The organism is Novosphingobium huizhouense, from assembly GCF_020179475.1.
Taxonomy (GTDB): Bacteria; Pseudomonadota; Alphaproteobacteria; order Sphingomonadales; family Sphingomonadaceae; genus Novosphingobium; species Novosphingobium huizhouense.
The window spans coordinates 613,745-636,560 of record NZ_JAILXZ010000002.1 but is presented as its reverse complement, the minus strand read 5'-3'; the positions used below and the strand labels follow the sequence as shown (position 1 = coordinate 636,560).

Below are 22,816 nucleotides of genomic sequence, written 5' to 3'. Positions count from 1 at the left end.
TCGCGAGGCTTTCGCGACCGGCGCGGCTTCGCTAGAGCAGCCGCGGAAACGGGGAGACAGGACGAGAATGAGCGAACAGCCAAGCGCGCCGAGCGCCAGCGACATCCGGCTGGTCATCGCCGCTTCGAGCGCGGGAACCGTGTTCGAATGGTACGACTTCTTCATCTACGGCACGCTCGGTTCGATCCTGTCGAAGGCGTTCTTCCCGACCGGCAACGCGACGCTGGAAATGCTGCTGTTCTGGCTGGTCTTCGCGGTCGGCTTCGGCTTCCGCCCGTTGGGCGCGGTGCTGTTCGGCTTCCTCGGCGACCGCCTGGGGCGCAAGTACACCTTCCTCGTCACCGTGCTGCTGATGGGCATCGCCACCGCAGGCGTCGGGCTGATCCCCTCGGCGGCGACGATCGGCATGGCGGCGCCGGTGCTGGTGATCGTGCTGCGGATCCTGCAGGGCCTTGCCCTGGGCGGCGAATACGGCGGCGCGGCGGTCTATGTCGCGGAACATTCCGACCCTGCGCGCCGCGGCTTCTACACCAGCTTCATCCAGGCGAGCGTGATGGGCGGCTTCGTCCTCAGCCTCGTCGTCGTGCTGAGCTGCAAGGCGCTGATGAGCGAGCAGACCTGGGCGAGCTGGGGCTGGCGCGTGCCCTTCGTGCTCAGCCTCGCGCTGCTGGCGGTCTCGCTGTGGATGCGGCTCAAGCTGTCCGAAAGCCCGGTGTTCAAGGCGATGAAGGAGGAGGGCGAGCTGGCCGGCAACCCCTTCGTCGAGAGCCTAACCTATCCCGGCAACAAGCGCCGGCTGTTCATCGCGCTGTTCGGCGTCGCCGCGGGCCTGACGGTGATCTGGTACACCGCGATGTTCTCGGGCCTCTCGTTCCTCAAGTCGGCGGTGCGGGTCGACGACACCATGGCCGAGATCCTCGTCGGCGTCGCCTGCGTGATCGGGATGCCCTTCAACCTGCTGTTCGGCCATCTTTCGGACAAGGTCGGGCGCAAGCTGCCGATCGTGCTCGGCTATGTCGCGACGCTGGCGCTGCTGTTCCCGGTGTTCTGGATGATCGGCAACGCCGCCAACCCCGGGCTCGCCGCAAGCGCCAGGGCGGAGCCGGTGGTCGTCTCCGGCCCCGATTGCAGCTACAGCGCCTTCGCCAGCGAGCAGGCGACGCCCTGCGGCAAGCTGCTGGCGGACCTTACCGGATCGGGCGTGCCCTATGCGCTCGCCAGCGGCGGCGCGCTCTCGCTCAAGGCGGGCGACAGGGCGCTGGTGCTCGACGACTATGCCTGGGACGACAAGAAGGCGCGCGCCGCGCAGCTTCAGGCCAAGCTCGGCGCGGCGGGCTATGATTTCACCAAGGTTCGGCCCGACTTCGCCCGCGCGGCGCTGGTCGTGCTCGGGCTGGTGCTGGTGATGGCGCTGTCGGGCGCGACCTACGGCCCGGTCGCCGCGCTGCTGGCCGAGATGTTCCCGCCGCGCATCCGCTACAGCTCGATGTCGATCCCCTATCACATCGGCACCGGCTATTTCGGCGGCTTCCTGCCGTTCATCTCGACGCTGATCGTGGCCAAGACCGGCAATCCCTATGCCGGGCTGTGGTACACATGGATCGTCGTGCTGGTCGCGCTCGTCGTCGCGGCCTGGGGGCTCAAGGGCGGTGCGCCGCGGGACTATGGTGACGACGCTGCCTGATCCTGCTCTCGTTCCGCCGCCGCCCGCGGCGCTGCGGCTGCGGCTCGATGCGGCAGCGCTGGCCGAGAACTGGCGCGCGCTCGCCCGGATGTCGGGCGCCGCGGCCACGGGCGCTGCGGTCAAGGCCGATGCCTATGGGCTCGGCGCCGCGCGGGTGGTCCCGACGCTCGCGGCGGCGGGGTGTCGCGACTGGTTCGTGGCGCACTGGAGCGAAGTCCCCGACGTGATCGCCCACGTGCCGGCCGGGCAGGTCGCGGTGCTGCACGGGCCGCTCAATGCCGCCGACGTGGCCTTCGCGCTGCGGACGGGCGTGCGCCCGGTGCTCAACTCGCTCGAGCAGGTGGCGCGCTGGCACGAGGCGGGTGGCGGGGCGTGCCACGTGATGGTCGACACCGGCATGAACCGGCTGGGGCTGGCGATGGCCGATCTCGGCCATCCGCTGCTGGCGCGGATCGACATCGACCTGGTGCTGAGCCACCTTGCCAGCGCCGACGAGGATACTGCGCAGAACGCGCAGCAACTGGCGCGTTTCGCGCAAGTGCGCAGCGCACTCCCGGGACGTCGCTACAGCCTTGCCAACAGCGCCGGGATCGCGCTCGGCGCCGATTACCATGCCGACCTGACGCGGCCGGGGATCGCGCTCTACGGCGGGATTCCGCGGCGCGATTTCGCAGGCACGATAGGGCAAACCGCGTATCCCGAAGCGGCGGTGGTGCAGGTCCGCGCGCTGCAGCCGGGCGACCGCGTCGGGTACAACGCGACCTTCGTCGCCGACCGTCCGATCCGCGCCGGAATCCTCGCCACCGGATATGCCGACGGTTATCTCCGCTGCTGGTCGAACATCGGAGCATTTTCTTTTCGGGACAAGATCTTGCCCGTGCTCGGACGGGTCTCGATGGATCTCGTCATCGTCGATCTCTCGGCCGCGCCCGAGTGCGGCGAAGGCGACTGGGTGGCGATCGACTATGCGCTTCCCGCGGCGAGCGCGGCAAGCGGGCTGTCGCAATACGAGCTGCTGACCCTGCTCGGCCGCCGGTTTTCCCGTTCCGCAGATTTTAACGCTATTCGCTAACTTTTATTGCGCCGCACATACCGCATCTGCTAATTAGCAGCAAAGGACCCAGCGGGGGCGCACAGAACATGGCACAGCAGGCGAAGAACGGCGAAGCGGTCATCATCAAGAAGTACGCCAACCGCAGGCTCTACAATACCAGCACGTCGAGCTACATCACGCTCGATCACCTCGCCCAGATGGTCAAGGACAACGTTGATTTCCAGGTGATCGACGCCAAGACCGGCGCCGACCTGACGCACACGATCCTCACCCAGATCATCATGGAGGAGGAATCGACCGGCGAGCAGATGCTGCCCACCAACTTCCTGCGCCAGCTGATCTCGATGTACGGCAATTCGATGCAGGCGCTGCTGCCCGGCTACCTCGAGGCCTCGATGGAGCACTTCCGCGAGAACCAGGTCAAGCTGCGCAAGGCGATCGAGGAATCGATCGGCGCCAACCCGCTTGCGCAGATCGCCCAGCGCAACATGGAGATGTTCAAGGCCGCCGCCGCCGCCTTCGTGCCCGGCGCCGCCGGCGCGCGCGAGGAAGCCAAGCCCGCCGGCGATGCCGACGAGCTCGACGCGCTGCGCAAGCAGATGGCCGACATGCAGAAGAAGCTCGACCAGCTGGTGAAGTGAATCTGCAGGTGGAGGGTTCGGGTTCCGGGATTGCCCGAATCCGCGCAGGGCACTAACCCCCGCGCCATGAACAAGCCTACGATCAAGCACGCGCTTCCCGTCACCCGCGAGGAAGATTTCGCCCAGTGGTACCAGGCGGTGATCGCCGAGGCCGAGCTCGCCGAGGAATCGGGCGTGCGCGGCTGCATGGTGATCAAGCCGTGGGGCTATGGCATCTGGGAGCGCATCCAGAAGCTGATGGACGAGCAGATCAAGGCGGCCGGCGTCGAGAACTGCTACTTCCCGCTGTTCATCCCGCTGTCCTACTTCGCCAAGGAAGCTGACCACGTCGAAGGCTTCGCCAAGGAGATGGCGGTCGTCACCCACCATCGCCTGATCGCCGATCCCAAGGGCGGGCTGGTGCCCGACCCCGAAGCGAAGCTGGAAGAGCCGCTGGTCGTCCGCCCGACCTCGGAAACGGTGATCGGCGCGGCGATGGCGCGCTGGGTGCAATCGTGGCGCGACCTGCCGCTGCTGACCAACCAGTGGGCCAACGTGGTGCGCTGGGAAATGCGCACGCGCATGTTCCTGCGCACCAGCGAGTTCCTCTGGCAGGAAGGCCATACCGCGCACGCCGACGAGGCCGACGCCATGGCCGAGACGCTGCGCGCGCTCGAGATGTATCGCGCCTTTGCCGAAGGTCCGCTGGCGCTGCCGGTGATCGCGGGTCCCAAGCCCGAGAACGAGCGGTTCCCCGGCGCGGTCGCGACCTATTCGATCGAGGCGATGATGCAGGACGGCAAGGCGCTGCAGGCGGGCACCTCGCACTACCTTGGCACCGGCTTCGCCGAGGCGGCGGGAATCCGCTACCAGGATAAGGAAGGCCAGCAGACGCTGTGCCACACCACCAGCTGGGGCGTCTCCACCCGGATGATCGGCGGCGTGATCATGACCCATGGCGATGACGACGGCCTGCGCACCCCGCCGCAGGTGGCGCCGCAGCAGATCGTGATCCTGCCGATGCTGCGCGACAACGACGGCGACGACGCGCTGCTCGCCTATTGCGAGGCGCTGCGCGCGGAACTGGCGAAGCTCTCCGCTTTCGGCGAGCGCGTGCGCGTGCTGCTCGACAAGCGGCCGGGCAAGGCGACGCAGAAGCGCTGGGCCTGGGTCAAGAAGGGCGTGCCGTTGATCCTCGAGATCGGCGGGCGCGATGCCGAGGGCGGACAGGTTTCGGTGCTGCGCCGCGACCGCCTGTGGAACGAGGCGGCCAAGGCCAACTTCGTGGGCATGGCGCAGGGCGAATTCGTGGCGATGGCGTCGGCCGAACTCGAGGACATCGAGCGCTCGCTCTACGCCGAAGCCCGCGCGCGTCGCGATGCGCAGATCGAGCGGGGCGTGAGCGACCTTGCCGGCCTTGCCGCCTATTTCGCCGAGGATCGAAAGTTCCCCGGCTGGGTCGAGATCCAGTGGTCGCGCCCGACCGGCGCCGCGCTCGACAAGGTGGTCGAGCAGCTGAAGGCGCTCAAGCTCACCATCCGCAACACCCCGCTCGATGCCGCGCCCGCCGAGGGCACCTGCCCGTTCACCGGCGAGCCTGCGGTCGAGCGCATCCTGGTGGCGCGCGCCTACTGATGACGCGCGGCGCGGCGGCGCGATGGCCGCCGCGCCGCCCGGATCACTGGTCCTTGGCCATTTCCGCCTTGTAGGCATCGACGCTGATCGGGCGGCCGAGGAAATCGGCCACCAGCTCCGCCGCGGGCTTGGCCCCGCCCGGGGCGAGGACGAGGTTGCGATAGCGCTGCGCCGTCGCCTTGTCGCGCAGCCCGTTCCTGGCGAAGGCGGTGAACATGTCGTCGGCGATCACCTTCGACCACTGGTAGGTGTAGTAGATCGCCGAGTAGCCGTTGAGGTGGTCGAAGCTGTCCTGGAATTGCGCGAAGGGGGGCAGCGGCAGCAGGTTGTAGGCGGCATCGAGTTCGCGCGTGCGCGCGCCGAGGTCCGCCGGCGCCTGGCCCTGGTGCAGCCGCAGCGAGATGTTCGACAGGCCGAACTGGCGCATGTCGGCCATGCCGAGGTTGAAGTAGCGCGCCTTGTTCATCTTCTCGACCAGCGGGCGCGGGATGGTGTTGCCCTGCGCATCAACCGCGAAGCGCGCCAGCGTGTCGTAGTCGTAGACCCACTCCTCGAGCATCTGCGAGGGCGCCTCGACGAAATCCCACTCGGTCGAGACGCCGGAAAGGCCCATCCAGCGCGCGCTCTGCCCGCCGAAGATGTGATGGAGCATATGGCCGAATTCGTGGAGGAAGGTTTCGACGTCGTTGTGCTCCATCAGCCCGGTCGCGTGGCCACCGGCCGGCAGGTTCATCACCAGCGCGCCGACCGGCACGACCCGGCCGGCGATGCCGCCGCGCAACGGGATCATGTTGGCGTGGCTGTACTTGCCGTCGCGCGGGTGGCTGTCGAAATAGAACCGGCCGAGCAGCTTGCCGGCTTCGGGGCCGCTCGCCTCGTGGATCTCGTAGGTTTCCACCTTGGGATCCCAGGTCGCGGTCTGCCACGGCGTGATCTTCACGCCGAACAGATCCTCGGTCAGCCGCAGGATGCCGTCGCGCACGTTGTCGTAGGCGAAGTACTTGCGAGCTTCCTGCGTGTCGTAGGCGAAATCGCGCTTTTGCACGATGTTGGTGAGGTAGCTGTTGTCCCAGGGCTGGAACGCGGTCGCGCCCGGCTTCTCGGCCTGCAGGACCGCGAGCTTGCGCGCATAGTCGCGTTCCGCCGCCGGCCGCGCCGCCGAGGCGAGGTCTTCCAGCAGGCCGACAACCTTGTCGGGCGAGCCGAGCATCTTGTCCTCGAGCACCAGCGTTGCGTGGTCCTTGCGCCCGAGCAGCGTCGCCAGTTCCTGCCGCAGGTCGATCAGGGTGCGCAAGTTGGCGTCGTTGGCGGGATAGCCGCGCGTCAGGTAGGCTTCGGACAGCCGCCGGCGCAGCGCTTCGCTGCGAGCATAGGTCATCACCGGGCCGTAGTCGGTATATTCGGTGCCGATCGTCACCTTGCCATCGGCCCCGGGCTTGTGCGCGGCGATGAAATCGGCGGGAAGGCCTTCAAGTTCGGCGGGGTCGGCGCTCACGGTCTTGCGCGATGCCGCGATGGTCTGCTCGAAGGCCGAGCCCGCCTGCGAGATCCTGTCGGCCAGCGCCTGCGCACGGGCGCGCTCCGCCGGCGGCAAGGCGACGCCGCTGCGCTCGAACCCACCGAGGGTGCGGGTCAGCAGCAGCCGGGTGGCGGCATCGGCTTTGCCCGCATCGATCGCCTTCAGGCGGTCGTAGATCGGCCGCGACAGGCTGAGCCGCGTCGCCGCGCCGTTGAGCTTCACTTCGCAGGCCGCCGCCGCATCGCGCCGCGCCGCATCGGCCATGACTTCGCGGTAGAGCGACATCTGGCCGAGCATGCTGAAGATGATCTCGGTAAGATCGTCGTAGGCGCGCAGCGTGGTTTCGATGCCGGCCGGGCCGGTCTCGGCCTCCAGCGCGGACTGCCGCTTCGCCACTTCGCCGAGCGCCCGGTCGCACAGCCCGTTGATCGTGGCGGCATCGCCGGGATTGCCGACGACATCGCCGAGAAACGCATCGGCCGCCGACGGCGTGAGCGTCGCGGCGCAGGCCGGAGCGGCGAGCATGCTGCCGGCAAGCAGCATGGCGGAAAGCGTCTGGCGCATCGGAAATTCTCTCCCCTGTCGGAAAATCCGCGGATGGCCGAGGATAGGCACGCGCAAGGAAGCGCGCAATCGGGCGATGATGGTTTCGAAACAAACCTTGTCCGGCCGGATCGGCGGGCTAAACTGCGGCGATGCAACGCATTCTTTTCCCGATCATCGCGCTCTCGCTCGCCCTGCCGGTTTCGGCGCAAACCGTCTCCGACCCGGCGCAAGGCGTGTCCGAGGCGCGGCTGCGCGCGGACATCGAGCGGCTCGTCGCATTCGGCACGCGCCACACGCTGTCGAGCCAGACCGACCCCCGGCGCGGGATCGGCGCCGCGCGGCGCTGGGCCGAGGCCGAACTGCGCAAGACCGCCAAGGCCTGCGGCAACTGCCTCGAGATCGCGCTGCCCGAAACGACGATCTCGGGCGAGCGGGTGCCCGTGCCGACCCGGTTGGTCGATGTCGTGGCGATCCAGCGCGGGACCGAACGCCCGAACGAGGTGGTCATCGTGCAGGGCCACATCGACAGCCGCGGCTCCGACGTGATGAACGCCACGGTCGATGCGCCGGGCGCCAACGACGACGGTTCGGGCACCGCGCTGGTGCTGGAAGCGGCGCGGGTGCTGTCGCAGCGCAAGTATCCGGCGACGATCGTCTATGCCGTGCTCTCGGGCGAAGAGCAGGGGCTCTATGGCGGCAAGCTGCTGGCCGACTACGCCAAGGCGCAGGGCTGGACGGTGAAGGCGGTGTTCAACAACGACATCGTCGGCGGCTCGACCGGCAGCGACGGCGTGAAGGACGATGCTCACGTGCGCGTGCTGTCCGAAGGGCTGCGCGCGGATTCGACCGAGCCCTTGCGCGCGCAGATGCGGCGCTTCGGGGGCGAGAACGACAGCCCTTCGCGCAACATCGCGCGCTGGCTCGAGAGCCTTGCGGCGCAGGACCCGGGCGGCCTCGCCGTGCGCCAGATCTGGCGCGCCGACCGGATGGGGCGGGGCGGGGACCAGCTGCCGTTCTCGGACAAGGGCTATCCCGCGGTGCGCTTCTCGGTGGCGATCGAGGACTACGAGCATCAGCACCAGGACCTGCGCAGCGAAGGCGGCGTGAAGTTCGGCGACACGATCGACGAGATGGACTTCCCCTACCTCGCCAAGGTCACGCGGCTGAACGTGCGGGGCCTCGCGGCGCTGGCTTCGGCGCCGATGCCGCCGGTGGTGACCGCAAAGGCTGCGGTTTCGACGTGGACCGACCTCGAATGGACGGCCGTGCCGGGCGCCGTGTCCTACACCGTGTGGCGTCGCCGCACCGATGCGCCCGGCTGGACCGAGAAGGTGGCGGAAGGGGTGACCGCCACCACGCTGCGGCTCGAGCACGTGCGCGGCGACGACTGGTTCTTCGGCGTCAGCGCGAAGGCCGCGGGGGGCGCCGAAGGCCCGGTTTCGTCGGCGGTGCCGGGCGGCGGGTTCGGTCCGATCGGCGGTTGATTTCCGGGCTTCGGCGGTTGCCACGCCTGCGGTGAAGGGCCACATTGGGGCGATGGTCAGATCCAAGCTCCCCCCCAAGCAGCCGCAGGGGCTCCCGACGCGCCAGCAGGTGCTCGACTTCATCGCGCAGAGCGCCGAGCCTGCGGGCAAGCGCGAGATTGCCAAGGCGTTCGGCGTGAAGGGGGCCGAGAAGATCGCACTCAAGGCCCTGCTCAAGGACATGGCCGAGGAAGGGCTGATCGACGGCAACCGCAGCGCGTTCCATGCGATGGGCGGGGTGCCCAAGGTGACGGTGCTGCGCATCGTCGAGATCGACGAGGGCGATGTCTACGCCGTGCCCGACACCTGGCAGCCGGACGATGCGAGCCCGCCGCCGCGGCTGCGCATCGTCGAGCCCAGGGGGCGGGCGCGGACCCGCGAAGCCGCGCTCAAGCCCGGCGACCGCGTGCTGGCGCGGACCGAGGAGGCGGGCAGCGGGTGGGTGGCGCATCCGATGAAGAAGCTGGCGCTGCGCGAGGAGCAGCTGCTCGGCGTGATCGAGCTCGACGGAACGGGCAAGGGCTGGCTCGCGCCGGTCGACAAGCGCGTTCGCAATTCGGTGCCGGTCTCGGACCTCGGCGGCGCCGAGGCGGGGCAGCTGGTCCTGGCCGAACCTGCCGGCAAGTCGCCGCGCGCGGGCATGAAGGTGACCGCCGTGCTCGGCGATCCGCTGGCGCCGCGCGCCTTCAGCCTGATCGCGATCCACAAGCACGGCATTCCGTTCAGCTTCGCGCCCGAGGCGGTGGCCGAAGCCGAGCGCGCCGCGCGCTTGCCGTTGAGCGAGGACAAGCGCGAGGACCTGCGCGCGCTGCCGATCGTCGCGATCGACCCCGCCGATGCGCGCGACCACGACGACGCGATCTGGGCCGAGCCCGATGGCGCCGGCGGCTACCGCGCGGTCGTCGCCATCGCCGACGTCTCGTTCTACGTCCGGCCGGGCGGGCAGCTCGACCGTGACGCCCGCAAGCGCGGCAATTCGGTCTATTTCCCCGACCGGGTCGTGCCGATGCTGCCCGAGGTGCTGTCGGCCGACGTCTGCTCGCTCAAGTCGGGGCAGACCCGCGCGGCGATGGCGTGTCACATGACGATCGACGCGCAGGGGCGGATCACCGACTGGCGCTTCACCCGCGCGCTGGTCAACATCGCCGAGGTCATCGCCTACGAGGAAGCGCAGCGGCGGATCGATGCGGGCGAGGCCGCGCCGCACCTCGTCCACCTGTGGGAGGCCTGGCGCCTGCTCGAAAAGGCGCGCGATGCCCGCGATCCGCTGGCGCTCGAGCTGCCCGAGCGGCGGGTCGTGCTCGACGAGCAGGGCCGCATCGCCGAAGTCGCGGTGCGCGAGCGGCTCGATGCGCACCGCGTGGTCGAGGACTTCATGATCGCGGCCAACGTCGCCGCGGCCAAGGCGCTCGAAGCCAAGGTCGCCCCGGTGGTCTATCGCATCCACGAACCGCCGAGCCGCGAAAAGCTCGTCGCGCTCAAGGACTATCTCGCGACGTTCGGGCGCAAGCTGGCGCTGGGACAGGTGATCACGCCGTCGCTGTTCAACCGCATGCTCAAGGACGTGACCGACGAGGCGGAAAAGGCGCTGGTGATGGAGGCGGTGCTGCGCAGCCAGACCCAGGCCTATTACGGCCCGCGCAATGCCGGGCACTTCGGGCTGTCGCTCGGCTCCTATGCGCACTTCACCTCGCCGATCCGGCGCTATTCCGACCTTCTGGTCCATCGCGCGCTGGTCGATGCCTATGGCCTCGAACAGCCGCGCCCGCAGGCCGACGTGCCGCCGACCTCGGGCCTCGCCGACCGCGACCGCGCCGACCTGACCCGCGTGTCGGAGGCGATCAGCGTGGCCGAGCGGCGGGCGATGGAAGCCGAGCGCGAGACGATCGACCGCTATGTTGCCGCCTGGCTTTCGGCGCGGGTGGGCGAGGTGTTCGACACGCGCATCACCGGCGTGCAGAAGTTCGGCCTGTTCGCGACGATCGTGGGGCTGGGCGGGGACGGGCTGGTGCCGATCTCGACCTTGGGCGCCGAGCGCTTCGCCTACGACGAGAAAGCGCAGCGGCTGGTCGGCGAGCAGAGCGGCGAGCAGTTCGCCATCGGCATGATGCTCAAGCTGCGGCTCGCCGAGGCGAACCCGCTTACCGGCGCGCTGAAGTTCGAGCCGGTGGACGTGGAGGAAGGCGTGCGCCGGATCGAACGGCGCGGCGGCCGGATGGAGGCCAGGCCGAAGAAGCAGGGCAACTACATGGCGGGCAAGCGCGGCCGGCCCGGCAACATCCGCCACCAGGGCAAGCGGCGCTAGAAGTCAGGAGACCGCGTCGATGGTTTCGTCGTCGGCGGCGCCCGGCACGATCATCAGCACGCAGGGCAACTGTCCGGCGTGCGCCGCGAAGTGCGAGACGAGCTGGCCCGGGCCGCCCTCGGCTGCCGCGCCGAGCACGAGCGCGGAGACTTCGGGATGCCCTTTCAGGAAGTCCCGCACCACTTGCGGGCCGTCGCCCTGCTGCACGGTGATCGTCGGCATGAGCCCGGATTCGGCGGCAAGCCCGCCGGCGGCGGTGGTCGCCAGCACTTCGGCGCGATCGCGCGCTTCCTGCTCGATCGTCGCCTGAACGCCGCCGAAAGCGACGAATTCCTGGGGCGGGACGAGCGCGAGGATATGCACGGCACCGCCGGTCCGCGCGGCGCGGCGGGCGGCGAAACGCAGCGCGTTCTGCGCCTCGGGCGTTTCGTCCATGATGACGAGGTAGACGCGTTGCTGCGCCATCGAGCTCTCCAACGGGGCCCGGATCGCCCCCTGTTTTTGCGACCATCGGCCTAATTCGTATGCGGGGCAAGTGGCAATGGGGTTGACCCTGCGCGCCTGGGTGGCGAAATGCCGCGACCGGTTGTCGTAACGGCAATGCCCGATGGCGACACCGGATGACACGCAGAACGGAACCGAACCCGCCATGACCGTCCCGATCAAGATGCCTGCTCTGTCCCCGACGATGGAAGAGGGCACGCTCGCCCGCTGGCTCGTCAAGGTCGGAGATACCGTGTCGTCCGGCGACATCATCGCCGAGATCGAGACCGACAAGGCGACGATGGAATTCGAGGCGGTCGACGAAGGCACGGTGGTGTCGATCGACATCGCCGAAGGGACCGAGGGCGTGAAGGTCGGCACCGTGATCGCGACGATCGCGGGCGAGGACGACGAGGCGACGCCCGCTCCCGCTCCGAAGGCCGAAGCCGCGCCTGCGCCTACCTCTGCGCCGGCGGTCAAGGCAGATGTCGCGCCCGCTTCGGCGCCAGCGCCGGCAGCCGCCGCGGCGCCCAAGGGCGACCGCGTGATCGCTTCGCCGCTCGCCAAGCGGATCGCCGCCGACAAGGGCCTCGACCTCGCCGCGATCAAGGGCTCGGGCCCCAATGGTCGCATCGTGAAGGCCGACGTCAGCGGCGCGGCGCCCGCTGCTGCGCCGGCCGCTGCCGCTGCGCCTGCGGCATCCGCGCCCGCTCCGGCCCCTGCCGCCGGCCCTGCTGTCGCTGCTGCCATTCCCGATTTCGGCATTCCCTACGAAGCGTCGAAGCTCAACAACGTGCGCAAGACGATCGCTCGCCGCCTGACCGAGGCGAAGCAGTCGATTCCGCATATCTATCTCACGCTCGACATCCGCCTCGATGCGCTGCTCAAGCTGCGCGGCGAGCTCAACAAGGCGCTCGAGCCGCAGGGCGTGAAGCTCTCGGTCAACGACCTGCTGATCAAGGCGCTGGCCAAGGCGCTGCTGATCGTGCCCAAGTGCAACGTGAGCTTCGCCGGCGACGAACTGCGCACCTACAGCCGCGCCGACATTTCGGTGGCGGTCGCGGCGCCTTCCGGGCTGATCACGCCGATCATCGTCGATGCCGGGGCCAAGTCGGTCTCGGCCATCGCCACCGAGATGAAGGCGCTGGCGGCCAAGGCGCGCGAGGGCAAGCTGCAGCCGCACGAATACCAGGGCGGCACCGCCAGCCTGTCGAACCTGGGCATGTACGGGATCAAGCAGTTCGACGCGGTGATCAATCCGCCGCAGGCGATGATCCTGGCCGTTGGCGCGGGAGAGCAGCGCCCCTACGTGGTCGATGGCGCGCTCGCCGTCGCCACGGTGATGAGCGTGACCGGCAGCTTCGACCACCGCGCGATCGACGGGGCCGATGGCGCCGAACTGATGAGCACGCTCAAGACGCTGATCGAGAACCCGCTCGGCCTGCTCGCCTGAGACTGTCACTTTGAGGAGCGGGCGCGTTGCGTGCCTGCCGCTAGATCATGGGCCGATAAAGAGGGCCTGAAGGAGCATTCGCGTGGCTGACCAATACGACGTCATCGTTCTCGGTTCGGGCCCCGGCGGCTATGTCGCGGCGATCCGCTGCGCGCAGCTCGGCCTCAAGACCGCGATCGTCGAACGCGAGAACCTCGGCGGCATCTGCCTCAACTGGGGTTGCATCCCGACCAAGGCGCTGCTGCGTTCGGCCGAGGTCTATCACCAGATGAAGCACGCCGCCGCCTATGGCCTTGCCGCCGACAACATCCGCGCCGACATCGACGCGGTGGTCAAGCGCTCGCGCGGGGTCGCCAAGCAGCTCAATCAGGGCGTCACGCACCTGATGAAGAAGAACAAGATCGCGGTGCACATGGGCACCGGCGTGCTCAAGAGCGCCAACACGCTCGAGGTGACGGGCGACAAGGGCGTCGAAACGCTGACCGCCAGGCACATCATCGTCGCCACCGGCGCACGCGCGCGCGACCTGCCGTTCGCCAAGGCCGACGGGAACCGCATCTGGACCTACCGCCATGCAATGACGCCGAAGGAAATGCCGAGCAAGCTGCTGGTCATCGGCTCGGGCGCGATCGGCATCGAGTTCGCGAGCTTCTACAACGACATGGGCGCCGAAGTGACCGTGGTCGAGATGATGGACCGCGTGGTGCCCGTGGAAGACGCCGAGGTTTCGGCATTCCTCGAAAAGGCGCTCAAGAAGCAGGGCATGACCGTGCTGACCGGTGCGGGCGTCGAAAGCATCGACGTTTCGGCCACGGGCGTGAAGGCGAAGATCAAGGGCAAGGACGGCAAGGTCAGCGAGGCCGAGTACAGCCACGTGATCGTCGCGGTGGGCATCGTGCCCAACACCGAAGCCATCGGGCTCGAGACGGTGGGCGTGAAGGCCGAGCGCGGGATCATCGCGATCGACGGCTATGGCCGCACCAGTGTGAAGGGCGTCTGGGCGATCGGCGACGTGACCCCGGGACCGTGGCTGGCGCACAAGGCGAGCCACGAAGGCGTGATCGCGGCCGAAGCGATTGCCGCCGAACTCGGCAACAAGGACGTCCACCCGCATCCGATGGACCGGTCCAACATCCCGGGCTGCACCTACTGCCACCCGCAGATCGCCAGCGTCGGCCTGACCGAAGCGAAGGCGAGGGAAGCGGGCTATTCGGTCAAGGTCGGCAGCTTCCCGTTCATCGGCAACGGCAAGGCGATCGCGCTCGGCGAGGCCGAGGGCTTCGTCAAGACGGTGTTCGACGCGAAGACCGGCGAGCTGCTGGGCGCGCACATGATCGGCGCGGAAGTGACCGAGATGATCCAGGGCTTCGTCATCGGCAAGACGCTCGAGACGACCGAGGCCGAACTGATGCACACGGTGTTCCCGCACCCCACGATCAGCGAATCGATGCACGAGAGCGTGCTTGCCGCCTACGGCCGCGCGCTGCACATCTGATCTTTCTCAAGTCATTGATTTCAAAAGGAACGGTCGTCTCTCCGCCGCATTGATTGCGCGAGGAGACGACCTTTCGTGGAATACGAGATCGAAGAAGCGATCAACCCGCGTCCGTGGCAGGACGAGATCGACGAGACCTGCCGCGTACAGGCCCCGCTGCTGCGTTGGCGCCCGGTCCAGCAGAAGCGCGCGATGCTGATCCCCGAGAGCGAAGAAGCCTGACGCCTTAGCCGCGCGACGCGAGATAGACCGCGCGCTGCGCGGCGAACGCGCGCTGGTAGGCGGGGCGTCCTTCGGCGCGTGCGACGTAATCGCGCAGTACCGGATGGCGATCGAGGATGCCCGGCCCCCTGGCCCGGATCAGCACCGATACGAGCATGAGGTCGCCAACGCTGAACGCGCCGTCGATCCATGGCGCAGCGCCGAGGCGGGTGGACAAGGCTGCGAAGCGCTGGTCGATCCGCTGTTCGATCAGGGGGCGCCGCTCGGCGGTCCAGGCCTTGTCGCTTTCGCCGAGCAAGGCGCTTTCCAGTTCGAGGATCGGCGGTTCGAGCGTGTTGAGCGCGGCGAACATCCAGTTGATCGCGCGCGCGCGCGGATGCGGTTGATCGGGCAGCAGGCCCTTTGCCGACTGCGCGAGGTGCAGCACGATCGCCCCGCTTTCGAACAGCACGAGGCCGTCGTCCTCCAGCGTCGGAATCTGTCCGAACGGATTGCGCGCGAGGTGCGCTGGCGCGCGCAGCTCGGCGAAATCGACCAGGCACACCGCGTAATCGAGACCCAGTTCCTCGAGCGCCCAGCGCACCCGCATGTCGCGGGCAAGGCCGCGGCCGCGGTCGGGCGAAGCGCGGAAGGCGGTGATGACGCGGGACATGGGAACACCTCTTGCGGGCAGACATGCGAACGATGCGCGCAGGCCGTCAGGACGGCAATCGCTTTTCACGGGCCTGCACTGCAGCTAGGGCAAGCCGATGTCCTCGACCCACGATGCCATCGTCCTCGGCGCAGGCGCTGCCGGGCTGTTCTGCGCCGCCCAGGCGGGCAAGCGCGGCCGCCGCGTGGTGGTGCTCGATCACGCCGACGAAGTGGGCAAGAAGATCCTGATTTCGGGCGGCGGACGGTGCAATTTCACCAACCTTCATGCCGCGCCCGACCGCTACCTTTCGCAGAACCCGCACTTCGTGCGCTCCGCGCTCGCGCGGTATACGGCGGCGGACTTCCTCGCCCTGGTCGAAAGCCACGGCATTGCCTGGCACGAGAAGACGCTCGGCCAATTGTTCTGCGACGGATCGGCCCGGCAGATCGTGGCCATGTTGCTGGCCGAGTGCGCCGCGGGCGCGGTCGACGTTCGGGTGGGCAGGACGATCGGCGAGGTCGGGCGCAGCGACGATCTCTTCCGGGTCGAGACGGGCCTTGGCGAAACGCTGTCGGCGCCGTCGCTGGTGATCGCGACCGGAGGGCCATCGATCCCCAAGATGGGAGCGACCGGGTTTGCCTACGACCTTGCGCGCAAGTTCGGGCTCAAGGTCGTGCAACCCCGGCCCGCGCTGGTGCCGCTGACGCTGGCGGGCGGCGAAGCGCTGTTCCAGGAGCTCTCGGGCGTTTCGGCCCCGGTCGTCGCCCGCGCGGGCAAGGCCGCGTTCCGCGAAGCGGCGCTGTTCACTCATCGCGGCCTGTCGGGACCGGCGATCCTGCAGGTCTCGTCGTACTGGACCCACGGCGAGCCGGTGTGGATCGACTTCGTTCCCGACCTTTCGGCGGACTGGCTGCTGACCGCCAAGCGCGAACGCCCCCGCATCCAGGCGCGCCGGGCGCTGGCCGAGGTCATGCCCGACCGCCTCGCCGCTGCGCTGGCGGAGGCGGGCGGGTGGCACGGCGAACTCGGCGCGCTGACCGACAAGACCTTGCGCGGCGCACAGCAGCGGCTGGCGCACTGGCAGTTCGTGCCGAGCGGCACCGAAGGGTTTGCGAAGGCCGAGGTGACCGCCGGCGGCATCAGCACCGCGGAGCTTTCCTCGCAGACGATGGAAGCGCGCAAGGTGCCCGGGCTGTTCGCGATCGGCGAAGCGGTCGACGTGACCGGCTGGCTGGGGGGATACAACTTCCAGTGGGCCTGGGCCTCGGCCCACGCCGCCGCGCAGGCGCTTTGACACGACACTGCCGGCCGACATGCGGAACATCGGCGTCACCGGATGCTTGATGCGGTGACGGGCGGCGATCTTCGCCGACCTGTATCCAGGAGTGCAGCGCCATGTCGTTTTCCGCAAAGCTCATACCCGCTGCGATCGCGGCACGGCTGGCTTTCACATCGGCGCGCACAGGGGCGGGCTGGGTGCGCTTCGCGCAATGGGACGCGGTGGCGGTCCACCTTGCCCTCGCTGCGGTTTTCGGCGGCGCGTCGGTGGCGATCGCCCGACGCTAGCCCGACGCTAGCCCGGGGCTGCGGGTCGCGCCGCAAGGCCCCCGCGCGCGGCCGCGGGCCTATTCGTTCGCGGTGATCAGCCGCGTCCATGCATCGAGCAGGAGTTGCTGCTCGGTCGCCTTCTTCGCCTTGGCAATGCCGAGCTCCCTCAGGCAGAGCATGAAATCGCGATCGAAGACCGCCTTGCGATCGGCCCTCGAACACCCGTTAGGGTGCGCGTCCGACCGGAACGCGTGGAAATCGTCGGCGGTCGTGAAATAGACCGGGCCCTGCGGATTGGTCAGGCGAAGGTCGGCGATCGACTGCACCTCGATCTGATTGACGACGATCTTTTCCGCCCGCATCGCGGCATCGAGCGCATTGGCCTTGGCGTTGACCAGAGCATCGGGCCCCGGCACGTCGCGATCGGTCGTCTCGCCGGGCCGGCGCTGGCGTGTGAGCAGCGCGGTCGGTCCGTTGCGCACGACGAAGATCGGGCGTTTGTCCTCCGATCGTTTGCGATCGAGCGCGAGTTCGGCTTCGAACACGGACTGGCGGACGCCGCCGTCGTAATAGGTGCGGCGCTTGCCGCCGTTCGCCGGATCGGAGATCTGGACCTGCTGGTAGAACAGCGGCATCGCCGCACTGGCAAGGACCACGCCGGCAAGGCACTGTTGCGCGTTGCGCAGCCGGTCGGGCGCGAGGCGCAGGTGCGCGACGTCCTCGGCAAAGAGGTCGGTGGCGATCCGCGTCGCGTTGGCGGTGAGGAAGGCGCCGTCGTCCGCCCGGACCACGCCGATGAAGACGCGGCGGGGGAGGACGGGTTTCTTGAGCTCCGGAAACGTGGTTCCCCCGGCGACGGCGAGGTGCACGATCATCGGGCAGATCGCTTCGGCCTGCTGCGCGTCGAGCGGCTGTCCCGACCGGACGGCGCGATCGAGCAGGTCGCGCACGCAGAGCGCATCTTCGAGTTTGGCGCGCAGGCGCGCGATGGCGGCCATTTCACCGGTGACGACCGCAAGCAGTTCGGGATAGCGCCGGACCAGGTCGGCCTCGGTTCCGGGAGCGTAGACGGCGGCGAGGCGGTCATAGTCATCGTCCGCTCCGGCGCCGACGAACAGGGCCTGGAAGGCGCCGGTGCTGATGCCGGTGACCGTACCGAACGGGTAGCGCTTGTCGAACCCCTGCCGGTGCAACTGGGACAGGAAGCCGGCGCCGTAGGCACCCCATTGTCCGCCCCCTGACAGCAGGAGGTCGGCCGGGATCGGCGCGGTATTCGGCAAGGACCAGCCGTCGCGCAACGGCCGCGCGGGCATCGCGTTCGCCTCGACCTTCCGGGCTTCGTCGGCCGAAGCACGCAACGCCTGTTCGAGCGTCAGCGGAAATTGCGCGACGGTGGGCGAAAGGTCGCCGGCTGCCGGTTCAGCAGGGGCGGGCGGCAGCGCGGTTTGCGCGTCCGGCGCGGGACCGACCGGTTCGCCGCGGATCTGCCGCACGTAGCGCGAATTCTGCTGTTGCTGGGCGTAGCCGGTGGCGCCTTCGAGGCCCCTGCACGAAAAGACCAGCGGCCCCGTCGTGCTGCAGCCGGCAAGCGTCGCGCAGAGCGCAAGCAGAAGGCCGCGCGCGATCATCCGACCAGCCCGTAGGTCTTGACCGCGGGGTTCCAGAAGATCGAGCGGCCGAAATCGTCGAGCAGGATTTCGCGCGCGCGGGTCCAGCGTCCGAGCCGCGATGCTGCGTCGTCGGGGCTGCCGAAGTCGGCGTGGACCTTGGCCTGGTCGAGGCCGCCGAGCTTGCCCCAGTGCATCGAATAGGCGATCTCGCCCGCTTCGAGCGCGGCCCGCACCGCGCGGGCGCCGAGGGGCAGGACTTGGGCAAGGCCCCGCAGGCCCATCACCGCATCCGGCGGCAATGGCTGGCCCGACTTGTCGGGATGCGCGGCGGCCTTGTTGCAGATGAAGGGGGAGAGGCCGTCGATCTCGATCACGGCGGTTTCGGGGAAGCGGGTGAACGCCAGCGTGCCCTTCGCCTTGCTGACGAAGCGCACCGTGAAGATGAAGGTGCCGGACAGGGGGGCGACGACATCGCAGAGGGCCGGCAGCGCCCGGGGCAGGTCGGCGCGATCGATGGCGAACGAGGCGTTGTAAAGCGAACCGGGGATGCCGCCGGTCAGCGCATCGGAATCGTGCAACTCGCCCCAAGTCTGCTTCGGCCAGAGCTTCCCGTCGGGGCCGAACGACCCGGTGGCGCGGTAGAAGTCGAAGGCGGAGGGATGATTTTCGAGCAGTGCGCGGATCAGCGGCTCGGCCGGGTCTGCCGCGCGGCCACCGGGCGCCGCGGCCGCTCCGGCGATGGCCTGCGCGGCGGAGCGGGGGCCGTGGCCGAACAGGTTTGAGGCCATGCGCACGATGGCTTCGCCCGCGATCGGCGCCTTGTCGACGTTCGGCGCGCCCGGGACGCGGCCCTTGGCGCCTTCGAGGTACAGCGTGTGCAGCGCGTGCGCGCCGAATGGCGCATGGGGATCGATGGTCAGTTCGTAGAATACCGGCGTTTCGCGGCGGCCGAGCTCCCTTGCGAGCGCCTTGAACTTGCCGCGCGCCATGGCCTCGAGCATGTCCGGCGTCAAAGGCCGATCGACCCGGTATCGCGAAAAGCGTTCGAGCGGCGCGAGTTCGATGGCGACGCCGGCAACGATGCCCATCGCCCCGAGATGGACGAGCGCCGCTTCGAACAGTTCGGTATCGCGCCGCAGTTCCGGCACGACCCCGCCCCTGGCGAGCGCGCGCAGCCCGCTTCGCGACAGCACCGGAGCGCCCTTGCGTTCGAGCCACCAGTGCTTGTCCGGGCCGGTGACGAGGTGGATGCCCACGATCATGTCCTGGGTGCCACCGTAGCCGAGGCGCGAGCCGTGGGTCGACGTTGCCGCCGCACCGGCGACGGTCGGTCCGAGGAAGCTGCCGCTGGTCGGCAGGCTGAGTCCGCGCGGCTCGGCCCAGTTGACGATTTCGCGCCCGCGCGTGCCTCCACCGGCGATGGCGAGGCGCTCGGCCGGGATCCTGCAGCGCTTGGCGCGATGGGCCGGCGGCAGCGACCCCACGAAGGACAGCCCCTCGCACATCAGCTGCGCCATCGGCGTCCCGGTCAGCGGGGCGAAGCTCCAGGCGCTGCCGACCATGCCGGCGGCGAAGGGCTTTCCCGGCTCGTACGGGACGCCCGGCACGAACACCGGCCTGGCGATGCGTTCGGCGATGTGGCGCAGATAACCCTGCAGCACCGGCGCGACCAGGCCGAGGCGCTCGAGCGGCGAATGCTCCTCGAGGTCGGCGAGATGGACGCGCCCGACCTCGACGATCCCGGTGGGCAAGTCGCCATTGGCGAAGTCCGTCCCGCCGATCGCCGCAACCTCGGGCAAAGTTACGGTCATGTGATAGTTCGACCACCACGCGAAGGATTCATAGGAAATATTCGGCATGATCCGCGCCCCCCCGCACCGATGCATGGTGTCTATTTGGCAGGCGGTGGTCAAATGGAAATTAAGCACTGCAAGAAACGAAGGATCGTCCGCTGCTTGCTTCGTTAATTCTTTGTTTTTCGTGGTTCAACGCCGGTGCCGGGGATGCGAACGGCATCGCCTAAACACATTCCCGTCACCGTGGCGCCGCCCCGTCAGACGGCCGCGCCGGCTTGCGGCTGCAAGGTCTCGCGGGCCTTGCCGACCATGACCGCAATCTCGTCGAGCAGGGCGAGGCGCTGCTTCTTCAGGGTCTCGAGGCGGCTGTCGGACGCGGCGTCGGCGCCCGCCTCGATGTGCTGGATCTGCGCCGCCAGTTCATCATAGCTCCGGTTGAGCCGGAGGAAGTGCGGGCTCTCGGTCTTGAGCTTCCGCAGGACGTCGGCGTCGCCGGCGAATTCGAGCAGAAGATCGCGTGAAACGTGGCTCATGGGCAAGGCTCCTCATCGGCTGGTGTCGGCTCGTGCAGGTCGTTGCGTCCCCGTTCGTGCCGTGCCGGGCGAGGATGGCGCGCTGCAGGCAGGCTGCCATTGTCGTGGATCAGTATTGCTGCCCCGGGCGGAGCACCGCCTGCTGGCTTGCAACCGTATTTGAGGTTAGGCTCCGCCGCTCATGGAGGATCCCGTTCCGATACCCGATGCTGCGGAGGACGGCGCGCGTTTCGCCGGGTCGGTCTTCGTCAGCTATTCGCGCCCGGACCGGGCCCGCGCGGCGCAGGTCGTCGCGTTGCTGGAAGCGGCCGGATGCAAGGTCTGGTGGGATGGCCGGATCGAGGGAGGGCAGGCCTTCCTGCCCGAGATCGAAGCCGCGCTGACTTCGGCCGATGTCGTCGTGGTGCTGTGGTCGGCGACGGCGGTCGCATCGCATTGGGTCCGCGACGAAGCGGAGCAGGGGCGCGCGCGAGGCTGCCTGGTTCCGTTGGGGCTCGACGGAACCGAACCGCCGCTGGGATTTCGCCAGGTCCAGGTGATCGACATCGCCCGGTGGCGCGGGCGGAGCGATGAAGCCGAAGGCCGGGCCATCCTGCGCGCGGTTTCCGCGCGCCGCGGGGAGGGCGCGCCGTCCCCGGTTGCCGCACCTGTCCGCGCGAGCCGCCGCAAGGTTCTCGTCGGGGCAGGCGCGGGCGCGGTGGCGCTGGGCGTCGCCGGAACCGCGGCCGCGCTGTGGCAGGGACTTCTGGGCGCGCCCGGCAGGGCCAATGCCAACTCGATTGCGGTGATGCCGTTCCAGAACCTTTCCGACGACAAGTCGCAGGCGTGGTTTTCGGACGGGCTGTCGGAGGAGCTTCGCGCGGTGCTCGCGCGCAATCCCCGTCTCCACGTGGCCGCGCCGACATCAACGGTCAGCCTGCGCGGCGCGGGCGACGACGCGATCGCGATCGCCGCCAAGCTGGGCGTGGCGAATGTCCTGCGCGGAAGCGTACAACGGGCTGGCTCCACCGTGCGGATCACCGCCGAGCTGGTGCGCGGCAGCGACGCCATGGTGCGCTGGGCCGAGCGCTTCGACCGGAAGCTTGCGGACGTATTCGCCTTGCAGACGGAGATTGCCGAAACGGTCGCCGTGGCGCTCGTCGCCGAAGTGGCGGGCGATGCGGTTGCCCGCGAGAGCGCGTCGGCCCAGCGCAACATCGGCGGCACCACGAACGTCGCCGCGCACGATGCCTACCTGCGCGGCCGTGCCTTCTTCGAGCTTTCCGCCGGCGAGCAGACCGACCGCGCCGCGCTGGCGCAGTTCGATGCCGCGATTGCCGGAGACCCCGATTACGCGCAGGCCCACGCGATGCGCTCGGCTATGCTCGCTGCCATTGCCAATGCGACCGGCGATACGGCAGCGGTCCGCGGGCTGTATGCATCGGCGATCGAGGCGGGCCGCAAGGCGATCGCCCTGGCGCCCGATCTTGCACAAGGACACCTGTCGCTGGGTTATGCGCTCAACAACGGCGAACTCGCCACCGCCGAGGCGCTTCCGTTCTACCGCCGCGCCCGCGATCTTGCGCCGGGGGACGCGGACGTGCTGCGCGCGGCAGCGACCTACTTCGCCTTTGCCGGCGATCACGCCACCGCAGCGCCGCTGGTCGATCGTGCCGCCGAACTCGACCCGCTCAATGCGCGGGTGTTCCGGACCGCGGGTTATGTCGCCTATGCCGTGCGCGATTTCGATCTGACCGTGCGACATATGCGAAAGGCGCTGGGCCTCAACAACAGGCTGGCGACCGCCCATTTCACGGTCGGAAATGCCTTCCTCGCCAAGGGCGACGCTGACACCGCCTTGCGCGAGTACGACCAGGAAGTGACGCCTTTGTTCGCGCTGACCGGTGCGGCGATCGCGCAGTTCAGGCTGGGGCGGAGCGAGCAGGCGAAGACGGCCTTTGCCCGGCTCGAAACGGAATTCGGCAAGAACAGCCTGTACCAGCAGGCGCAGGTGCTGGCGCAATGGGGCGACCGCAAGGCAGCGCTGGACCGGTTGGGCGACGCGCGTGCGGCGAAGGACTCCGGGCTGTTGCTGGCGCCGACCGACTGGATGCTCGACCCCTTGCGCAAAGAAGGTGGCTTTGACCGCTTGCTATCCGGGCTCACTGCGCGATAGT

General features: G+C 68.8%; 18 protein-coding genes. 12 read left to right on the top strand and 6 right to left on the bottom strand.

Features of this window, described 5'->3' with window-relative positions:
- The first annotated feature begins 67 nt into the window (after positions 1-67).
- The 4 genes from K3A85_RS11310 to K3A85_RS11295 all read left to right on the top strand — a co-directional run bounded on the left by K3A85_RS11310 (position 68) and on the right by K3A85_RS11295 (position 4,993).
- A complete protein-coding gene (locus K3A85_RS11310) occupies positions 68-1,684 on the top strand; it encodes an MFS transporter (RefSeq protein WP_225206610.1) in 1,617 nt (538 codons plus the stop codon).
- Entirely contained in the window at positions 1,665-2,756 is a 1,092-nt protein-coding gene (alr, locus tag K3A85_RS11305; protein ID WP_404822928.1) for an alanine racemase, read from the top strand. Before K3A85_RS11310 ends, alr begins: the two co-directional genes overlap by 20 nt.
- 68 nt (positions 2,757-2,824) lie before the next feature.
- On the top strand, positions 2,825-3,379 hold the full coding sequence (gene phaR / locus K3A85_RS11300; protein ID WP_225206608.1) for a polyhydroxyalkanoate synthesis repressor PhaR: 555 nt from the start codon (positions 2,825-2,827) through the stop codon (positions 3,377-3,379).
- Between the two features lie 66 nt (positions 3,380-3,445).
- Positions 3,446-4,993 (top strand): aminoacyl--tRNA ligase-related protein, encoded by a 1,548-nt coding sequence (locus K3A85_RS11295; RefSeq protein ID WP_225206607.1) that lies wholly within the window; start codon positions 3,446-3,448, stop codon positions 4,991-4,993.
- A gap of 43 nt (positions 4,994-5,036) precedes the next feature.
- On the opposite strand, the gene K3A85_RS11290 is transcribed toward K3A85_RS11295, so the two are convergent.
- On the bottom strand, positions 5,037-7,076 hold the full coding sequence (locus K3A85_RS11290; RefSeq protein ID WP_225206606.1) for a M3 family metallopeptidase: 2,040 nt from the start codon (positions 7,074-7,076) through the stop codon (positions 5,037-5,039).
- A 131-nt stretch (positions 7,077-7,207) separates the two neighbouring features.
- On the opposite strand from K3A85_RS11290, the gene K3A85_RS11285 reads away from it, so the two are divergent.
- Positions 7,208-8,542 (top strand): M20/M25/M40 family metallo-hydrolase, encoded by a 1,335-nt coding sequence (locus K3A85_RS11285; protein ID WP_225206605.1) that lies wholly within the window; start codon positions 7,208-7,210, stop codon positions 8,540-8,542.
- A gap of 52 nt (positions 8,543-8,594) precedes the next feature.
- The gene (locus K3A85_RS11280; protein WP_225206604.1) at positions 8,595-10,886 is read left to right on the top strand and encodes a ribonuclease R family protein; all 2,292 of its coding nucleotides are present in this window, start codon (positions 8,595-8,597) and stop codon (positions 10,884-10,886) included.
- 3 nt (positions 10,887-10,889) lie between these two features.
- On the opposite strand, the gene K3A85_RS11275 is transcribed toward K3A85_RS11280, so the two are convergent.
- Positions 10,890-11,351, bottom strand: a complete 462-nt coding sequence (locus K3A85_RS11275) for a universal stress protein (RefSeq protein ID WP_225206603.1) — start codon at positions 11,349-11,351, stop codon at positions 10,890-10,892.
- 184 nt (positions 11,352-11,535) lie between these two features.
- On the opposite strand from K3A85_RS11275, the gene K3A85_RS11270 reads away from it, so the two are divergent.
- The 3 genes from K3A85_RS11270 to K3A85_RS11260 all read left to right on the top strand — a co-directional run bounded on the left by K3A85_RS11270 (position 11,536) and on the right by K3A85_RS11260 (position 14,539).
- Positions 11,536-12,822 carry a pyruvate dehydrogenase complex dihydrolipoamide acetyltransferase gene (locus K3A85_RS11270; protein ID WP_225206750.1) on the top strand — a complete coding sequence of 429 codons (1,287 nt, stop codon included), beginning with the start codon at positions 11,536-11,538 and terminating at the stop codon, positions 12,820-12,822.
- Positions 12,823-12,904: 82 nt separating this feature from the next.
- A complete protein-coding gene (gene lpdA, locus K3A85_RS11265) occupies positions 12,905-14,317 on the top strand; it encodes a dihydrolipoyl dehydrogenase (RefSeq protein ID WP_225206602.1) in 1,413 nt (470 codons plus the stop codon).
- Positions 14,318-14,392: 75 nt separating this feature from the next.
- The gene (locus K3A85_RS11260; RefSeq protein WP_225206601.1) at positions 14,393-14,539 is read left to right on the top strand and encodes a hypothetical protein; all 147 of its coding nucleotides are present in this window, start codon (positions 14,393-14,395) and stop codon (positions 14,537-14,539) included.
- Positions 14,540-14,543: 4 nt separating this feature from the next.
- Here K3A85_RS11260 and K3A85_RS11255 read toward each other — a convergent pair whose 3' ends face one another.
- Positions 14,544-15,191: a glutathione S-transferase family protein gene (locus K3A85_RS11255; RefSeq protein WP_225206600.1), complete on the bottom strand. Its 648-nt coding sequence runs from the start codon at positions 15,189-15,191 to the stop codon at positions 14,544-14,546.
- Positions 15,192-15,288: 97 nt separating this feature from the next.
- On the opposite strand from K3A85_RS11255, the gene K3A85_RS11250 reads away from it, so the two are divergent.
- Together K3A85_RS11250 and K3A85_RS11245 are read left to right on the top strand one after the other, a co-directional pair.
- Complete coding sequence (locus K3A85_RS11250) at positions 15,289-16,467, top strand: BaiN/RdsA family NAD(P)/FAD-dependent oxidoreductase (protein ID WP_225206599.1); 1,179 nt, start codon at positions 15,289-15,291, stop codon at positions 16,465-16,467.
- A gap of 101 nt (positions 16,468-16,568) precedes the next feature.
- Entirely contained in the window at positions 16,569-16,739 is a 171-nt protein-coding gene (locus K3A85_RS11245) for a hypothetical protein (protein WP_225206598.1), read from the top strand.
- A 59-nt stretch (positions 16,740-16,798) separates the two neighbouring features.
- Here the strand turns inward: K3A85_RS11245 and K3A85_RS11240 are convergent, their stop codons facing one another.
- The 3 genes from K3A85_RS11240 to K3A85_RS11230 all read right to left on the bottom strand — a co-directional run bounded on the left by K3A85_RS11240 (position 16,799) and on the right by K3A85_RS11230 (position 20,660).
- Complete coding sequence (locus K3A85_RS11240) at positions 16,799-18,349, bottom strand: patatin-like phospholipase family protein (protein ID WP_225206597.1); 1,551 nt, start codon at positions 18,347-18,349, stop codon at positions 16,799-16,801.
- The gene (locus K3A85_RS11235; RefSeq protein ID WP_225206596.1) at positions 18,346-20,190 is read right to left on the bottom strand and encodes an FAD-binding protein; all 1,845 of its coding nucleotides are present in this window, start codon (positions 20,188-20,190) and stop codon (positions 18,346-18,348) included. Before K3A85_RS11235 ends, K3A85_RS11240 begins: the two co-directional genes overlap by 4 nt.
- Positions 20,191-20,384: 194 nt before the next feature.
- A complete protein-coding gene (locus K3A85_RS11230; protein WP_225206595.1) occupies positions 20,385-20,660 on the bottom strand; it encodes a YdcH family protein in 276 nt (91 codons plus the stop codon).
- A 181-nt stretch (positions 20,661-20,841) separates the two neighbouring features.
- Between K3A85_RS11230 and K3A85_RS11225 the strand changes: the two genes are divergently transcribed.
- Positions 20,842-22,815, top strand: a complete 1,974-nt coding sequence (locus K3A85_RS11225; protein WP_225206594.1) for a TIR domain-containing protein — start codon at positions 20,842-20,844, stop codon at positions 22,813-22,815.
- Position 22,816 lies beyond the last annotated feature (1 nt).

Excerpts from the sequence above, each read along its gene's own strand:
- K3A85_RS11295 (WP_225206607.1), top strand. The coding sequence starts at position 3,446 with ATGAACAAGCCTACGATCAAGCACGCGCTTCCCGTCACCCGCGAGGAA.
- K3A85_RS11235 (WP_225206596.1), bottom strand. The coding sequence starts at position 20,190 with ATGCCGAATATTTCCTATGAATCCTTCGCGTGGTGGTCGAACTATCAC.
- K3A85_RS11285 (WP_225206605.1), top strand. The coding sequence starts at position 7,208 with ATGCAACGCATTCTTTTCCCGATCATCGCGCTCTCGCTCGCCCTGCCG.
- K3A85_RS11255 (WP_225206600.1), bottom strand. The coding sequence starts at position 15,191 with ATGTCCCGCGTCATCACCGCCTTCCGCGCTTCGCCCGACCGCGGCCGC.
- K3A85_RS11270 (WP_225206750.1), top strand. The coding sequence starts at position 11,536 with ATGACCGTCCCGATCAAGATGCCTGCTCTGTCCCCGACGATGGAAGAG.
- K3A85_RS11290 (WP_225206606.1), bottom strand. The coding sequence starts at position 7,076 with ATGCGCCAGACGCTTTCCGCCATGCTGCTTGCCGGCAGCATGCTCGCC.
- K3A85_RS11250 (WP_225206599.1), top strand. The coding sequence starts at position 15,289 with ATGTCCTCGACCCACGATGCCATCGTCCTCGGCGCAGGCGCTGCCGGG.
- K3A85_RS11275 (WP_225206603.1), bottom strand. The coding sequence starts at position 11,351 with ATGGCGCAGCAACGCGTCTACCTCGTCATCATGGACGAAACGCCCGAG.
- K3A85_RS11240 (WP_225206597.1), bottom strand. The coding sequence starts at position 18,349 with ATGATCGCGCGCGGCCTTCTGCTTGCGCTCTGCGCGACGCTTGCCGGC.
- K3A85_RS11310 (WP_225206610.1), top strand. The coding sequence starts at position 68 with ATGAGCGAACAGCCAAGCGCGCCGAGCGCCAGCGACATCCGGCTGGTC.
- K3A85_RS11280 (WP_225206604.1), top strand. The coding sequence starts at position 8,595 with ATGGTCAGATCCAAGCTCCCCCCCAAGCAGCCGCAGGGGCTCCCGACG.
- K3A85_RS11230 (WP_225206595.1), bottom strand. The coding sequence starts at position 20,660 with ATGAGCCACGTTTCACGCGATCTTCTGCTCGAATTCGCCGGCGACGCC.
- alr (WP_404822928.1), top strand. The coding sequence starts at position 1,665 with ATGGTGACGACGCTGCCTGATCCTGCTCTCGTTCCGCCGCCGCCCGCG.
- K3A85_RS11245 (WP_225206598.1), top strand. The coding sequence starts at position 16,569 with ATGTCGTTTTCCGCAAAGCTCATACCCGCTGCGATCGCGGCACGGCTG.
- K3A85_RS11225 (WP_225206594.1), top strand. The coding sequence starts at position 20,842 with ATGGAGGATCCCGTTCCGATACCCGATGCTGCGGAGGACGGCGCGCGT.
- phaR (WP_225206608.1), top strand. The coding sequence starts at position 2,825 with ATGGCACAGCAGGCGAAGAACGGCGAAGCGGTCATCATCAAGAAGTAC.